The sequence below is a fragment of the Diplocloster agilis genome (assembly GCF_019042275.1).
GTDB lineage: Bacteria > Bacillota > Clostridia > Lachnospirales > Lachnospiraceae > Diplocloster > Diplocloster agilis.
In genome coordinates, this window is the sequence record NZ_JAHQCW010000007.1 from 141,565 (window position 1) to 157,550 (window position 15,986).

Annotated in this window: 14 protein-coding genes; 4 read left to right on the top strand and 10 right to left on the bottom strand. The window is 50.2% G+C overall.

From position 1 onward, the window contains the following. Nucleotides 1–16: 16 nt before the first annotated feature. From KTH89_RS06475 to phnG, 5 genes are read right to left on the bottom strand one after another with little or no spacing between them, the layout of a single operon-like run. Complete coding sequence (locus KTH89_RS06475) at nt 17–847, bottom strand: ATP-binding cassette domain-containing protein (protein ID WP_158342137.1); 831 nt, start codon at nt 845–847, stop codon at nt 17–19. Next, nucleotides 828–1,694, bottom strand: coding sequence for an alpha-D-ribose 1-methylphosphonate 5-phosphate C-P-lyase PhnJ (locus tag KTH89_RS06480; RefSeq protein ID WP_158342139.1), 867 nt, complete (start codon nt 1,692–1,694; stop codon nt 828–830). Before KTH89_RS06480 ends, KTH89_RS06475 begins: the two co-directional genes overlap by 20 nt. Further along, the gene (locus tag KTH89_RS06485) at nt 1,687–2,826 is read right to left on the bottom strand and encodes a carbon-phosphorus lyase complex subunit PhnI (protein WP_238721102.1); all 1,140 of its coding nucleotides are present in this window, start codon (nt 2,824–2,826) and stop codon (nt 1,687–1,689) included. The genes KTH89_RS06480 and KTH89_RS06485 overlap by 8 nt, the downstream gene beginning before the upstream one ends. Before the next feature lie 15 nt (nt 2,827–2,841). Continuing rightward, nucleotides 2,842–3,450 (bottom strand): phosphonate C-P lyase system protein PhnH, encoded by a 609-nt coding sequence (phnH, locus tag KTH89_RS06490; RefSeq protein WP_158342143.1) that lies wholly within the window; start codon nt 3,448–3,450, stop codon nt 2,842–2,844. A 4-nt stretch (nt 3,451–3,454) separates the two neighbouring features. Next, nucleotides 3,455–3,880: a phosphonate C-P lyase system protein PhnG gene (gene phnG / locus KTH89_RS06495; protein ID WP_238721103.1), complete on the bottom strand. Its 426-nt coding sequence runs from the start codon at nt 3,878–3,880 to the stop codon at nt 3,455–3,457. Nucleotides 3,881–4,073: 193 nt separating this feature from the next. Between phnG and KTH89_RS06500 the strand changes: the two genes are divergently transcribed. Both KTH89_RS06500 and KTH89_RS06505 read left to right on the top strand, forming a co-directional pair. Beyond that, nucleotides 4,074–4,787: a GntR family transcriptional regulator gene (locus tag KTH89_RS06500; protein ID WP_238721104.1), complete on the top strand. Its 714-nt coding sequence runs from the start codon at nt 4,074–4,076 to the stop codon at nt 4,785–4,787. 202 nt (nt 4,788–4,989) lie between these two features. Next, on the top strand, nt 4,990–5,550 hold the full coding sequence (locus KTH89_RS06505) for a helix-turn-helix domain-containing protein (protein ID WP_238721105.1): 561 nt from the start codon (nt 4,990–4,992) through the stop codon (nt 5,548–5,550). Nucleotides 5,551–5,561: 11 nt separating this feature from the next. On the opposite strand, the gene KTH89_RS06510 is transcribed toward KTH89_RS06505, so the two are convergent. Genes KTH89_RS06510 through KTH89_RS06530 form a run of 5 tightly spaced genes read right to left on the bottom strand, consistent with a single transcriptional unit; the run spans nt 5,562 to nt 12,435 of the window. After that, nucleotides 5,562–7,352 (bottom strand): cupin domain-containing protein, encoded by a 1,791-nt coding sequence (locus tag KTH89_RS06510; RefSeq protein WP_238721106.1) that lies wholly within the window; start codon nt 7,350–7,352, stop codon nt 5,562–5,564. A gap of 12 nt (nt 7,353–7,364) precedes the next feature. Continuing rightward, entirely contained in the window at nt 7,365–8,228 is an 864-nt protein-coding gene (locus KTH89_RS06515; RefSeq protein ID WP_238721107.1) for a hypothetical protein, read from the bottom strand. A gap of 22 nt (nt 8,229–8,250) precedes the next feature. After that, the gene (locus KTH89_RS06520) at nt 8,251–10,707 is read right to left on the bottom strand and encodes a glycoside hydrolase family 38 N-terminal domain-containing protein (RefSeq protein WP_238721108.1); all 2,457 of its coding nucleotides are present in this window, start codon (nt 10,705–10,707) and stop codon (nt 8,251–8,253) included. 10 nt (nt 10,708–10,717) lie between these two features. Next, nucleotides 10,718–11,551, bottom strand: coding sequence for a carbohydrate ABC transporter permease (locus KTH89_RS06525; protein WP_238721109.1), 834 nt, complete (start codon nt 11,549–11,551; stop codon nt 10,718–10,720). Beyond that, nucleotides 11,551–12,435: a carbohydrate ABC transporter permease gene (locus KTH89_RS06530; RefSeq protein ID WP_158342160.1), complete on the bottom strand. Its 885-nt coding sequence runs from the start codon at nt 12,433–12,435 to the stop codon at nt 11,551–11,553. The genes KTH89_RS06525 and KTH89_RS06530 overlap by 1 nt, the downstream gene beginning before the upstream one ends. Before the next feature lie 218 nt (nt 12,436–12,653). Between KTH89_RS06530 and KTH89_RS06535 the strand changes: the two genes are divergently transcribed. Beyond that, a complete protein-coding gene (locus tag KTH89_RS06535; RefSeq protein WP_238721110.1) occupies nt 12,654–14,456 on the top strand; it encodes a sensor histidine kinase in 1,803 nt (600 codons plus the stop codon). Further along, complete coding sequence (locus KTH89_RS06540; RefSeq protein ID WP_238721111.1) at nt 14,449–15,981, top strand: response regulator transcription factor; 1,533 nt, start codon at nt 14,449–14,451, stop codon at nt 15,979–15,981. The genes KTH89_RS06535 and KTH89_RS06540 overlap by 8 nt, the downstream gene beginning before the upstream one ends. Nucleotides 15,982–15,986: the final 5 nt, after the last annotated feature.

Below are 15,986 nucleotides of genomic sequence, written 5' to 3' on the forward strand. Positions count from 1 at the left end.
ACTGCACTCTTTTCTTTTATAATAGGGAATGCACCAGCTGCTGGGTGTAGGGATGCTGGGGATCATCCAGAATCTGGTCCGTCAGTCCCTGTTCGATAATCCGGCCGTCCAGCATAACGATGGTCCGGTCCGCCAGCATACGGATTACCGCCAGATCATGGGACACTAACAGCATGGAAATATGGAATTTCTGGCGGATCGTACGGATCAGTTCCAGCACTCTGGCCTGAACCGACAGATCCAGTCCCGTGGTTACTTCATCCAACAGCAATATGGCCGGGTTGTTTGCCAGCGCTTTGGAGATCTGCACTCTTTGCTGCATACCGCCGCTGAAATTTTTCGGCGGTTCTTTTTTTCTGCTCTGGAGAATCTCCACCGCGTCCAGTAATTCGGTTACCCTGTCGTTCATCCGGGCGTAATTCCGGTGCCCCGCCGCGATCAATTTCTCCGCAATATTTCCGGCGCTTGAATAGTCCATCTTCAGTCCCAGCATGGGATTTTGGTACACCATTCCCATGATGTGATTCTTAATAAATTTTTTCTGCTGCAGGCTCTGGCTGAAGATTTCTTCCTCTCCGCCCTCATAATCCCGCAGGTAACCCCGGCCTTCCGTTACCGGGAAATCAAAATACAGGCTTTTCATCAGGGTGGATTTGCCGGAACCGGATTCGCCCACCACACCCAGGATCTCTCCCTCATACAGCTCGATGTTCACGTCTTTACAGGCCCAGACCGTCTTGCAGTGCGGACATGTATTTTTGTCCAGTTTTCCCCCGTTTCTGCAATATTCGCAGGTTCTTCCATAACGCACGGTGAGATGTTCGACTTTAAGCACTGATTGTTCCATCCTGCCGCCTCCGTTCTCTTCTCTTTCTGCAAAATCCGGTATCGCTGCATTCATATACCTTGCGTCCGGTCCCCTCCTCGATCAACTCGTCCAGATACACGCCGGCAGCGCCGCACAGGCGGCAGCTCTTTCCCTCAAAATCTTCCTTTTTAAAGGGAACGTCCGCAAAACACAGGGATTCCACTTTTGTGTGGGGCGGAATCGCGTAGATCTTCTTCTCCCGCCCCGCTCCGAACAGGTAGAGCGTCTCACTGTCATTTAATTTCGGATTGTCATAGCGGGGAATCGGACTGGGATTCATAATGTAGCGCCCCTCGACGCTGACCGGATATTCTGAGCTGATACTGATTTCCCCATAGCGGATCAGATCTTCAAACAGATAGAGCCACATGCCGCTGTACTCCGCCTCCGCATGCATCTGCTTGGTCACCGCTTCCCTTGGCTCCACGATCCGAAGGGGTTCCGGTGTCGGCACCTGCAGAACCAGGATCTGATCTCCTCGCATGGGAATCTCCGGAATCCGGTGCCGGCTCTGGATGATACTGGCCTCCTCGGAATCCGTGGTGATTTTTACATCGGTACATTCCCGCACCAGCTTCTTGATATTTACCGCGTTGACGCTTTCATCACTGCCCTGGTCGATCACCTTCAGCACATCTTCCTTTCCGATAATGGACAGCGTAATCTGGATTCCTCCGGTTCCCCATCCTCTTCCGATAGGCAGCTCCCGTGAACCGAAGGGAACCTGATATCCGGGAATGGCCACCGCCTTTAAGATACTTCTGCGGATTTCCCGTTTTGAGCCCTCATCCAGGAAGGCAAAATTATAGTGTTTTCCGTCAATCATGTGTATTCTCCTTCTCCCTCACCCGGTCCAGCTTGGACTGGAAGGTTACATAATGCGGAAGCTTCAGATGTGATATGAATCCGCTCATTTCCAGACAGTCCCCATGGGTCAGCACGAATTCCTCATCCTGGGATGGGGTGTCCCCCGTGGTCTGAAGGCTGGCATCCGCGATGGCCATGGCGATCGCTTTATTCTCATTGCGTCCGAAGATCAGGCCGTAGCCGCCGGACAGCGTCATTTTCTCAAAATCCTCATCCGTCTCGGTGCTGGACGGCACCAGCGCCTCCACCTCAGTTACGAGTATGTCGCCGATACAGACGCATTCCTTCTCATCCAGCAGATAGGGCACGCAGATTTCCACATATCCGCACCGCAGTTCCGATACGGTGGGATGTACCGCTCCGTAACCGCGCATGGAACTGTAGGCCACGCCGCCCAGAAATCCGGCGTCGCTTCTGGCAAAGGTCTGCAGCCGGGCGCTTCTGGGGGCCGGGAAGGTCAGCAGGTTACAGGTGACGTCAAAGGGCGGGGTATCATCATCCGATGCAGCCCCCTGAAGGACCGAATCGCTCCGCAGCAGATCCGACACTCTGGAGCATATGATATCCGGCGCTTCCGCGGTGTTCGGGTCTTTTGCACTATCCGGGTCTTTTGCACTATCCGGGTCTTCTGCTCCATCCGGGTCTTCCGGGCCTGCACCGGCGGTATGATCCGCATCACTTCCATTCTTCGTATCCAGCAGAGAAAAATCCAGCAGCCTATGGGAATAATCATAAGCCGGCCCCAGAATCTGGCCGCCTGGGATATCCTTGAAAGCAGCCGAAATCCGCCGGATCAGACGCATACTTCCCATATCCACCGGCAGCGAATAGTAATCTCTCTGAAGGGTGGAACGGTAAGCCCGCAGAAGAAATACCGCCTCCTCCACGCTGCCCTCACATTGTTTCAGCGCCAGGGCCGTATATTCCCTGGAATACAGCCCCGCCTCGCTCATGATCTTATCGATCAGCAAAGACATGTGTTCCTGTATGCTCTTCACGCTGATATCTTCTTCGCTGTTCCGAAATATCTCCAGCAGGCGCAGGGATTGTTCAATCGCTTCCTGTCCGCCGGTAACCGCTACATATGCCATGTTTTTTGCTTCCTCCTATTCCGCCATTTTGCAAAGTCTGGGCACGCACATCAGATCGCCCTGGGGCGTTACCAGAAACAATTCGATTCCCAGCGGATATTCCATACGGATTTCCTGCCGGATACGAATCAGATTTTTTATGTAAAGGGTAACCGGCACTTCCAGGGTATCCTTAATTCCAGGGCCGGTCAGCTCGATCCTCTGTTCTCCTGTTATCTGGTCACACAGGATGAGCAAAGTCGCCGATTCCTGCGGGTCCGCATAGGTTCCCCTCTTCACATTCCGGAAGATTTCTTTTATAGAACCGTAGTTCATCTCGGAAGACAGGAACAGGTAATCCGCCTCCTCAAGTGCAGCCGGGGCGCACAGGGTCAGATCGTGAAGCAGATTCTGCAGATTCTGGTTTTTTTCCACGTACATGGTCTGTTCATTGTCCAGAAGCGTACAGCCAATGGCGGACAGCGGTGCGAACCTCTCCGAAAACTTTTCCGCCTGCCCGGCGATCGATACGACCGTTCCGGGATTAGACTCCGCCTTTAACATCTGGCGGAATACCCGCTGGCCGTCATGGACAAAATCAAACTCATAGGCCAGCTGCAGCGGTTTTTCTTTTAAGTATTCCATGCTCTTACGCCTCCCCCATAACCTGAAAGTTTACTTTCGACTTCAGTATCCTGGCATTTTGTTTTGCACGGGATTTCTCCTGGGCTTTTCTTAACCCCTCCAGTTTAGTCAGAATCCCGGCGCTCTCCTTTACCTGCCCGTTTAACGCGGCGTCAATCACGGCAGCCGCCAGCACCTTATCAAAATCATCTCCTGCCAAAATGCTGCTCCCCTTCACTCCATTCACCATCACCATGCATTCGCAGGCCAGCACCTCGCCCAGATAAAACAGTGATCTTTGAATCGACTCCCGCACCTTCACCATAACCAGCGTTTTCTGGGGCTGTTTCATAATCTGAACCGGGTATGCCTCCCTGACCGGCGCAGCGATCTTTACCGCCTCTTCTTTTGTGGCTCTTGCCAGTATGGTTGTAATTTCTTTTTTTGTCATAAAAGCTCCCTTTTTCCATATGATTCATTTTTCTGATATCCTGCTCAACAACGCCATCATAGTCAGCGTTTGTAAAGTTGCCATGTTTCGTTTGTAAAACTCATGTTAAACCAAAGCCGTACCTCTTGTTACACGACATGCCGTCTTGCTATAATACCTTCTATAAAGTGAGGATGCGCCAATGGAGGAAAATATGAAAAGCAAACCTGTTACCTGGGAAGAAATTACCGATACATTAATCAAGGAAATACGCCAAAACCAATACGGCAAAGATGAAAAGATGCCCAGCGAAAACGATATGGCCGCCCGGTTCGGCGTCTCCCGCACTGAGATCCGGCGGGCTTACGGCAGATTAAAGGAGCTGGGCTACATCTATTCGATGCAGGGCTACGGCAGCTTTTTCTCCGGTAAAAAAGAGAAGCTTCCGCTGCAGATGAATGATTCGCTAAGCTTTACGGAAAAGATGAAAAATTTAGACGTATTATATGAGTCGAAAAATATTGAGGCCCGGATTATCAAATATAACTCTCTGATCTACGATATGCTGGAGGCCCCGCCCGATACGGTTGTTTATAAGATACTCCGTCTGCGCATGATAAATGGAGAACCTGCCGCCATACATACCAGCTACCTGCCCCAAAACTATTTTCCAAAACTTCACCAGGATGCCTCAAAGATCATTTCCGTATATGAATATATCCGATCCTGCGGCTATGAGAATCTGGTCAGCGATAAGATCCAGCTATCCCTTTCCCCTCCCGGCCGAAAAGAGAGAGACCTGCTGAAGATTCCCGGTTATGAGTCCTGCCTCGTCCTAAGCGAAATCTGTATATCCCGCCCCAGCGGAACTATTTTAGAGGTAGCCCGCACCGTGTACCGCAGTGACCGCTTTATCTTTCAGCTCTGATCTCTTTAACACGCTTTCCCTTATCTTATATTTCGTGATAAAATAAAAGGGCCGTCCAAGCATTATGGAAGACCGCTGCAACCGACGGTTGCGCAGATTCCATTCCCGCTTGGTAGCCCTTATTTCTAAACTAATCTATACTAAGATATAACCGATACGATTCTTTGACTTATATTCCAAAGCCCACTACAGGAGGTTTACTATGACTTTAGGCCAAAAGATACAACAACTCAGAAAAGCAAGCGGTATCTCTCAGGAACAATTAGCGGAGCAGTTACATGTCTCCCGCCAGTCCGTCTCCAAGTGGGAGCTGGATGACGCCGTCCCGGAGTTGAGTAAAATCATATTGCTCAGTGACCTGTTCGCGATCACCATCGACGAACTTCTCAGAGATTCTCCCCGAAACGCGGGGCCTTCCCCCGAACCGGAAGCCCCCGCCTCCCACAGCGCCGGGACGAATACATCTCCCGGTGGTATGCTGCTCTCGCAGTTGGCCCGCATCAATACCAGCCATCAAGAGATCCTTACCGGTTTTAAAACCATGATCCTGGGTCTTTTTCTCCTGGTTGTTGATTTTCTCCTCTGCTGGGTCTATCAGCTCAAAGAGCAGATTATTGACAATGCGTGGATGCCCGACATCACCTTCTATTTTTCAAAGCAGCCTATGCCTGTATTTTTCTTTCTGACCGCTTTGATTATAGCGGCAGGCCTGATTCTCATGGGCTTTGGCTTTGTCGGCAGATATATGGAGTCCAGGTCCTAGTGGTCCGGCACTCAGCCTTTCTTCCAACGTACCAGGGTTGCCGTGTGCTGACCGTCCCCTTCCGACTCAATTACATACTCTCCAAAATCGGCCGGAATTACCGCCGCCTGGTACAGATTTATCTGAGTCCCATACTCCGGATTATTTTTGCTGTAGATTCTCGCAGTCTTTCCAACAGTCAGGGTTATAATATGGCAGTATTTCCCTTCCGTGTCGTATTCCCCCTTGTGCTGATAGTGAATCCGTTCGATCTCAAAAGGCATCTCCGGCACGGAAGAATAACGGTCAATATAGTATTCTTTGGTCCATTTTATCACGGAAGGTTTCGCCCGCAGTTTCTTATCCACGTAATCCTCCCTGCGGAACTTAGAGACCCGGAAAGAATGATCCAACTGCATATTCAGAGGTTTTCCGGTCATAGTCTTTGTCTTGTCATCCCAGGAATTTCTGGCAAAATCATAGCTGAAAAAGGAATATTCCGTGCCCGCGATAGACGGACAGGTATCCAGTTCCAGTACCATCTGATTACCGCCATGTCCATGGTCTGTGCCCGGCGGGATCAGATACAGGTCGCCCACATTGGATTCCCAGTTGCAGACATAATCTTTCCAGTCCCCGATCACCTCATGGTTATTGGACTTCCTGCATTTGGCCTCCCACTCTTCCAGATCCGCATCATTGTAAAATCCCATCCAGGTGTTGGCTCCCTCGTAGGCTTCCGCGATATAGTAGGTCTCATATCTTCCGATCGGCTCATTAAAATTCGTTTTTACATAATCCGTACTGGGATGCGTGTGGATCGGCATGGAAATCCGTTCCGCCGGCTGCTTATCGGGAAAATACCCGTCATCCAGCCATGCGTCCAAAGGGAACAGATGCGGATAAGTCTCGCTCAGATACCTGCCCAGCAGTTTATCCGGGTATTGCATGAGATTCACAAAGGGCAGATTCAGCTGCTCTTCACGGTCCACATCGATGAGAATGGATAATTCCGGTCCGGCCAGCTCATTCCAGGCATTGCATTCCAATCCCGGGACATCCCAGAAATCTTTATACCGGTATGCTCCCCAGGGACCCGGCTGATAGATTTCCACCTCTTTTACCGGATATTTTAACATCGTCCGGATCACCTCATCATAAGCAGCTTTCGGCAGAATCTTTAATTCTTCTTTTTTCACAGCCTCCACATAATAGTCCATTTTCTCGATGATGAAATGCTTCTGGAAGTGCAGCAGATAATAATCGCAATAATAATATTCCTTCCAGTCATATTGCGGATCCGGCTGATCCAGGGCAAAGGGGATTAATTTTCCGTCCCACATACTCCACAGCAGAGGCTGTCGGGTCATATCAAAATAATAGGTACGCGCATAGAAATCATACAGTTCCGGAATTGCAGCCCCATAACCGTATACGACAACCCCTTTGCCTAACCGGCTCTTTAAATCCTTTATTTTCTCAGGGTCCGTTAAATCCACGATTCTCCCGTCCATATTGCAGTAGCCAAAAGACGGGTCCTCGGTTATATACTCTTTTTTGTACTCCCGTATCTTCTCCATGGGCAGGTAAACCGACTGTACCGGAATAAACTCCACCTCCGTACACAGTTCTTTTAGTTCCGCCAGAATACCGGCAAAATCTACCCCGTACCAGCCGTCCAGGGCTACCGCGCCTTTTGCTTCCAAGATATCATCCGCTATCTTGCGAATACAGTTCTTCTCCCCCATCACAATGGAATTCTTTGCTTCCGGTGAAATCTGAATTTTGTTTGTGGCATTGTGTCTTCCTTCATATAACGGCATATCCTTTTCCTCCTAATTTTTCCTTATGAATTTTATTTTACTGAGCATTAAATTTCCAAATACAGGCCTACCCTCAACGGTACAGACTTCCCCAAACAGAAACAGGCCGGGGGATACCGTCACAATCTCTTTATCCAGCATACCTTTGATACCTGCGCATCCAAATACCAATGAATCCGAATCCTCATAGAAGGCAGCCACCGCACGCTGGACGTCTTCCGGCCTGATGTATCTCACCTCCATGATTTCCTCCAGGTCCCGACCGCTTTCAATCTCCCCGTTTTGTACGCTCAGATGGGCATTCACGCCCCCGGACGCCGCCAGCGTCAGATGTTCAAAATCCGTAGCGGGAAGTCCCAGCTCCGCTTTCTTTTGCGCCAGCCATAAGACCGCTTTTGTCCCGTTGATCTGCAGCACTTTCCGCTTTCCGCTAAGCTTTAAGCGTACCTCCTCCAGAACCTCCGGATATATATTTTTCATACTAACCTGATACTCATACCTCTCATCCGTGATCAAATAGAGGTTTACCTCAGTTCCATGGCTAATCAGCCCAGTGCGCCCATTCTCATCCGCAGCGGCGCCTCCCCCCGCCACCGGACAGTTCAGTATCTTCGAGAATTCATCTAAAAACCATTCTTCATTCCCCGCGTTTCCGAACAGAATAATGGCGGCCTTAACCGAACTCTTTTCCGGCAGTTTTTTCAGCTGTTCCAGGGCTTGCGCATAAGTTCCGTAAATGTGGCAGCCGGCCGGTTCATAGGGCAGCAGCGCAATTTCCGAACCTGTATCTTCGGACGGCCCGGCAATACCAAGGCTTGCGCATCCGAAGACATCTTTCGGCGGCTCGGCGCCGGGAAGATAAAATCCTATTTTCATTTTTCCCTCCATATGTATATTTTTACGTATTGATGATAAGAATTGGTTCTTTATTTAACGCCTGCGCCACATCCGGCAGTTCCTCTCTTCGGAAACCGCCATCCGCCAGCACTTCATAGCTAAACTCCATAATGCCGCAGCTGTTGGCGGCGAAATTGGTATCCCATGTATTGTCAAATATCATAGACAGAAGCCGATCCGGATGTTCCGGCATCTTTGCCGCGCGTTCCGACACATGCGGCTCTCCAAGCGCCGTCAACGAGGTATCCATGCCATTCCACAGCCAGCTGCGTTCCCCCTGTTCGTACCAGGCAAATCCATCCGTCGCATAATAATCCATACAGCTTCCCGGCAACTGTCCTTCTCCCGGAATATAAGGCAGATCCGCGTTACTAAACAGCGGGACCGTATGGACCGGGGACTGAAATGCCAGATAAAACACCTCGGGATCAAAAGAGGATTTCCGGTTGATTTTGACATGCAGCCGCGCCCTGTTCTCCTTTTTATATAGGATAAGCTCCCGGCGCCCCCACTCCAGGGACGGATGGCTGAATTCCTGGCGGTATGTTACGGTATATTCATTTTCCTCCGTTTTGACCGCATTCTCAGTCTTTGCCGCGATGATCTCCAGGGACTCTTCCCTCATACGGGCTCTCTTCTCATCCTCTTCCAAAAAGATATCCTTCAGCACCCAGCGGGGGGCGAAACCTTTCGGGCGGCAGGACAAAAAGGCTCCGAATTCTCCATCCAGCACGACCGCTCCCTTTCGGCATACACGGCCGGGCCAGCCCCTTTGATTAAGCTCTATGTCCAACGACGGCTCCGTATCCTTCCCGCAGCCTGCATCCCCTTGATTTTCAGAAAGCAGGCGGTAGCCCCGTGCTTCAAACGGCTGAAGATTATCCGCCCAGAATCTCGCGATCTGTTCCGGAACACAATCGCTGAAAGTCTTCGAGACGTTCTCCCTGCTCAAATGGGATTCCGCTTCCGGCCGCTTAAAGTTAGAGGGCCCTTCTTCCATAAGCAACGGGTATCTCTTATGACTTATTAAGTCTTCCACTGCGCAGTAATCCCCTCTGAGACAATGATAGGGGAACCGTACCCAGGTGCTCGCCGGATACTTTCCGGGATTGATAAGACAAAGTTCTCCCGTTGTCTTCCCGCCCCTTAAAAGCTCCGCAGTCAGATTTTCCGATAGGGCCAGCGCCCGATAGGCAAATACATTTTTTTCCGCTGCCATCATTCTGGCATCTATGGAAAATGGCGCGGCCACCGATTGCCAGGAACCGTATGTATGCTCATGGAACATGCACAGCTGCTTAAGCGCATCCTCATAATCGGCGCGTTGCCTTTTCGACATTCCTGCCGTATCCGGTTCCCCGGCATTCCGGCGCGTTTCCATCCGGTTCTCTGCCAGCATGGCCGCTGCTTTCAGGTTCACCGCCGCCCGTTTCCCTGCCGCCAGTTCCACCGGTGCGCTGACCGTGCCGTTCGCCCACCAGTCCACCCATTCGCCCTTCTTTACCGGTATTCTATCTTTGTTTTCCTCCTCCATCCGGTGCATCGCTTCCGTGGCTGTCGTCATCCGAATCTCCGGTTTTAAACCCAGTTCCCGCCATTTCCGCACAAAATCCGCAATGGGGCCAAAAGGCGGGTCATTGTCTATCCGGTAGTTATTCGTAACCGAAACCAGAAGCCGCTCATAGGGATAACCACCGTATATTTTATTCTGTGTGAATCCATCTCTGGACTGCTCCAGATTATCACCGCTGTTTCCCTCCAGCAGTTTTATCGTCTCCAGGCAACGCCGGTGAGCGGAAAGTACGGATTCCTCGTCCGCTTTCCAGATATCCCCCGGCCCCGGAGGCCGGTAGCACAGGTCCGAAGCGGCCGGTACCGGCCCAATCCGCCAGTTTTCGTTAAATAGAAAATAGCCGTCGCAGTATCCGGAATTCAGCCATACAAACATCTTTCTGCCGTCCGGCATCTCCCAATAAAACGCGGAGGGAGTGGGACACGGCGGCAGCGCGTTATATGTGTTAGGACCGATCCAAAGCGCGTTCATCCCCTGATCCAGCGCCCGCATCAAAGCGGCCCTGGGCATACCGTTTACATCATTTTGCATAATGGAACAGGGCTTCCACTGTTTCGTTAATTCCCGGGGCAGCCACTTTACGATCCGGTCCCACTCCTCCGGCGTGTGGAATGCCGTGGTATTAAAAGCCATCCCGCATATATCCAGCTTCCCGGCCTGCAGCGCGGTTATCAGCAGACTGCGTTCACGTTCTTCTGCGCTCTGCCACCAATCCGCTACAGGAAGCGCGGTTTCAGCCGTCCAGTAAAAGTCGGGGTCCTCCATCGCCAGCTGTAACGCCTGGTCCACATACTCCTTTTGGAGCCTGCGCGCGTACATCGGATGGTCTGTAAAACCAAAATCCGTATGAGAATGATGTATAAGATCGATTTTTTGAATTGACATATGTACACTCTTACCCTTTCACAGCGCCGGAGGTCATCCCCTCGATAATATATTTCTGACACAGGAAGTACACGATCAGCACCGGTATAATCGTCAGAATCACATCCGCAAATACCAGATTCCATTCGGAAGCGTACCTTCCGCAGAAATTGTAGATCGTCATCGGCAGCGTCCATTTTTTCGGATCACTCATAAAATATAACGGCAGCTGGAATTCATTCCAGACCGACAGGAACACCGTCACAATAATCGTGGCGTTTACCGGTTTCAAAAGCGGGAACACGACCCGGAAATATACCTGCAGAGGATTACAGCCATCTATGACGGCCGCCTCATCAATGGTAGTCGGGATCGACGGAAAGAAGCCGTGGTAAATAAAAATGCAAAAGGATACCGATGTGGCTACCTCCAACAATATCAGGCCGGTTAACGTGTTCATCAGATGAAGCGTCTGCATAATCTTGATGGTCGGTATCATGGATATATTAAATATCAGCCCCAGAATCAGCAGATAGTATAGGAAACGATTCATCTTCGACCGGTTTCTGGAAAGCACATAAGACGCCATGGAGCTTAACAGGACACAAAAGAGAACGGAGGTTCCGGTTATGAGCAGGCCGTTTCCAAAGGCCCGCAGCACATTGGCCTCTTCAAATACTCTTACATAATTTCCAAACTGAAAGCTCTGCGGCAGGGATATGCTCAGCAGATCCGCCTCCGCCGACGTTTTCAGGGAATTGATGACTGCCAGAGCGATTGGGTACAAAATCGTCAGGGAAAGTATCCACAGGACGATCTCCAGAAGTATTCGGGCAAACCTGCTCTTTTTCGTTCGTATACCCATCAGAACTCCACCTCCCTTTTCTTCAGCAGGCTTAAGCCTGCGAAAGCAAATCCCGCGATCAGAATGTTCAGCATCAACTCATAGGCCGTAGCCATACCGTATCTGCCGGAAGACAATTCTTTGTAAACCATGGTGGCCAGCACCTGTGTCTGAGTGCCAGGTCCTCCTTTGGTGATCGACAGAATCAGATCGAAGATCTTCAGACCGCCTACAAAGCCAAGAAACAGATTAATGGTGACGGAAGAGATCAGAAGCGGAAATGTTATACGAAAAAATCTCTGCACTCCGCCTGCCCCGTCGATGGCGGCCGCCTCATAGTAGTCTTTCGGAATCCCCTGCAGTCCGGCGATATAGATTACCGTGGAGAATCCCACTCCCTTCCAGATGCCTGCCCACAGAACACTGTTCATGGCGGTAGAGGGGTCCGCCGTCCACTGGCGGGCAAGGCTGTCAAGCCCAATCCCCCTTAATATCGTATTGATGACGCCGTACTGGGGATTATACATTGCTGTAAACAGCAGGCCGATTGCCAGGGGACACAAAACGACAGGGATAAAAAATACGGTTCTGAGTAACGTCTGTGATTTCAAGCCCTTGTTCAACGCCAGCGCCAGCATAAGCGCGAGCACATTGGTAAATACCAGCGTGCCGATGGCATAATATATGGTGTTGCCGATGGCTCTCCAGAACACTTTGGACATGGACGGATCTGTAAATATCTGTATAAAATTATCAAGCCCGTTAAAATGCACGTCCGATACATAGATATTCCAATCCGTGAAGGCAAACACCTCTCCGAACGTAATCGGTATCAGATAAAAAATCCCATACAGTAGAAGAACCGGTATGGCAAAATAGAGCGGGTAAATTCTGCTTTTCTTCATTCACAGCACCTCCTTTATCTGTTTTTCTTTATCATACTGATCCGGGCTTTTTTCTTAAATAGACAATCTGAAGGTCGATATGGACATTCTTAATTTGTGTCCAATATCCCCTATACTCCCTCCCCCGGCATTGATATAATAAAAACAGAGCATGATCAACGGACTTTCCCGCTGTACCGGGCAGTTCTTTCAGGAAGAGAGAATGGAGTGAACTTATTTTGAAGGCTATCGTGAAGAGGCGGACACTTCGAAAAAATTTATTTTGGTCTTTTGCGCTGATCGTTATATTGATCGCAGGTTTATACCTCCTGCTTTTTTTTGGCAGGGATTATAAAAGCTCGAAAACCAGATACCTGAAAGACTGGGAAAGGCTTGTCTCCCAGATCGCAAGCCAGACAGACGACTACTTCACTTCCATGAACAATATCACTGTTCAGCTGGTATACAGCAATATCATTTATGAATCCCTGGCGGCCGCCAATGCGGATACGAACAGCTCCAATTTTTTTGACGACAATTCCCAGATCAAGAAGAACTGTTCCCTGATCATGTCGGCTTACAGTTCCATTACCAACCAGGCTTCCAGAGTGAGTATTTTTGGTATGCGGGGCGACTATTGTTCGGTAGGCTCATCCAGGAGGAATCTTCGCACATCCGATATCTTGCAGCTGGATATCCTAAAAGCTTCAGATGAAAAAGGCGGGGCTTTGTGCATCCGCGGCCCGTTTCCCGATCCGCTCTCAGAGAACCGCAACGACGGCAGGTACATCTACAGCGCATCCAGAATCATGAAATATGGCTATGCCTCCTATGGGTATGTGGAGGTACAGCAGCCTTATGAGGCATTGCACAGAATATGCAGCGTATCCCCGGATATGCAGGTCTTTGTCTATGACGACAGCGGGAATATGCTGTATCCGCTGCGTACCCCGGCGCAGAATTCTTCGGAACAGGATCTTCTCCGGCTGCAGAATGTAAAACAACATCTGACCCATGCGGATTCCTGCCTGATAAGAGCAGACGATGAGATCCTGGGCGGCGCCAAGCTTAAAAATAACCTGATTCTGGTTGCCGCCGAGAAGCAGTCCGTGCTGTATTCCAATTTGTACCAGGTGCGGAACACTACTGTATTTTTCACCCTGATCGTGTGTTTTCTCTGCATACTGATCGTATATTCCGTAAGCGGCTATACCGCCCAGTCCGTAGAAAAATTAACCAGCGCGGTAAAGAAAATTAATTTTCAGGATTATACACTGCCCATAAGCCCGGAGGAATGCACGACGGATGAGACAAGGCAGCTGGCCGAAGCGACCGGCCATATGCTGCAGAAGCTAAAGCAGTTCGCCACGCTTACGTCCGAAGCCCAGGCCCGGGAACTTCAGGCTACGATCGCCGCCCTGCAGTCTCAGATTAATCCGCATTTTATGAACAACACGCTGGCCGCCATCAGTTCATCCGCCATGGAAAGCGGTAATATGAACGTGGTCTATATGTGCTCCCATCTGTCCCGTATGCTTCTCTATACCCTGGATGGGGAACAGGAAGCCACTCTGGATTCCGAAGTGGAGTATACGCGGCATTATCTGGAGCTCATGCGGTACCGGTATGGGGGCGGGTTAAAATATGACATTGAAATTCCCCCTGCCATCCTGTCGGTCCGGATACCCCGGCTGATCCTTCAGCCACTGGTAGAGAACTGTATTTATCATGGTTTTGACTGTGACCGGGAGTTGCGGGTCATACAAATAAAAGGGGAACAAAAGGACCGGACCTGGACGGTCCGGGTTATAGACAACGGATGCGGGTTTTCCCGGGAAGCGCTGCAAAAGATTACCGCCGACCAGGAAAAAATCCGGGGATTGCTGGACAGCGGCCGCTCCTCCTTTATGAGGTCTGAAGAGCTTGGCGTATTAAATACTTTTTCCCGCCTTTACATCCGTCAGAAAGAACATACTGTATTTGAGATTCATTCATCAACGGCCGGCGCAACGGTTATTATAGGAGGACAGATTCATGATTAAAATATTTATTGCTGAGGATGAACAGTTATTATTGAACGGACTAATCACATTTCTAAACGCGTCGGATCTGCCCTTGAAAATTATCGGTTCCGCCTTAAACGGTCAGGATGCATGGCAGCAAATACAGAAAAATCCCCCCGATTTGCTGATTACCGATATCCGCATGCCCGTATTGACCGGTCTGGAGCTGATCGAGCGGGCCACCAGGGACTATCCTGAAATCATGACCATCATCATCAGCGGTTACAGCGACTTTGAATATGCCAGAATGTCTCTGCGCCTGAATGTTTCCGATTACCTTCTAAAACCCCTCATGCCGGACGAGGTAATCCGCGCGCTGTCTGATGTGGCAGCAGTCATTGAGGGGCGTAAACAGCAGGAAGTCACGAATTATTTCCGGCTGGCGTTTTCCCATTCCCCCCAGCCGCCGCACGTTCCCGCCGTACTGGCCGCCATCCCTTTTTATCTGTGCGCCTATTCCTGCGCCGGTCCCATCGTCACGGAGGATCAGTTATCCATCCTGGAATCTATTCCCCAGTATACGGGACAATTCTCTGATTTGATCCGGGAGCTGCTGCCGGACGCCGTATTCTGGATCGTCCGGGGTAAATATACGAACGAAAACGTCATGATCCTGGGGTTTCCATCGGATCCTTCCGTCTACGAGGACACCCTGGCGAAGCTTTGGAAACGGCTTCTGGCTTTTATCCCCAATAACACCATGGTGATCGGCCGTCCCCTTGCGGACAGTCAAAACATACTGGAAGAGATCCGCAGGCTGCGTTCTTCTCTGAAACAGCATATCATATTAGGGATCTCCCAGACATTATACTATGACTACGAAATCAGCAATCCGGCCTATCCCTATCTGCCTAAAGATACGGAGGCCAGGCTGTCTTTTGCGATCTCCTCGAATCAACAGCAAAAATTCGCCGCGGAATATGCCCGTTTTCTGCAGGCCTGTCAGGGAAAGCACTATTCCCAGATGCAGATGGAGATCCTGCTTCGGCAGATCTTACATTTATTCAAATTCAGTTCCACTACACTGCATACGGATCTGGAACTGGATCTGATGCAGGCGGTAAGCTCATCCGCCACCTTCCAGCTGCTGCTTGACCAAACCAGCCTTATCTTTCAGATTCCTTTCCAAAAAGAAGAGACCGGGCTCTTGTCCGCGGTCTCAACCTTTGATTTTGCTTCCGAGATCAAAAATTATCTGGAAGAAAACTATAATCAGTCTATCTCTTTAAATGACCTTTCTGAGGAATTTCATTATTCCGTAGGATATCTGTGCAATGTCTTCCGGAATGCCTATCACGTTACTCCTCTGCGCTGCCTGAATCAGATCCGCATCGCGCACGCAAAGACGCTCTTAAGCGGAAATCTTGATATCCTCCTTAAAGATGTGGCCTCCTGTGTGGGCTTCACCGATCCGCTTTATTTCAGCCGGCTCTTCAAGAAAGAAACCGGAATGTCTCCCAGTGAATATCGGGAAAAATGGGAGGCTGGAGAAATAAGCGGATGAGCGTC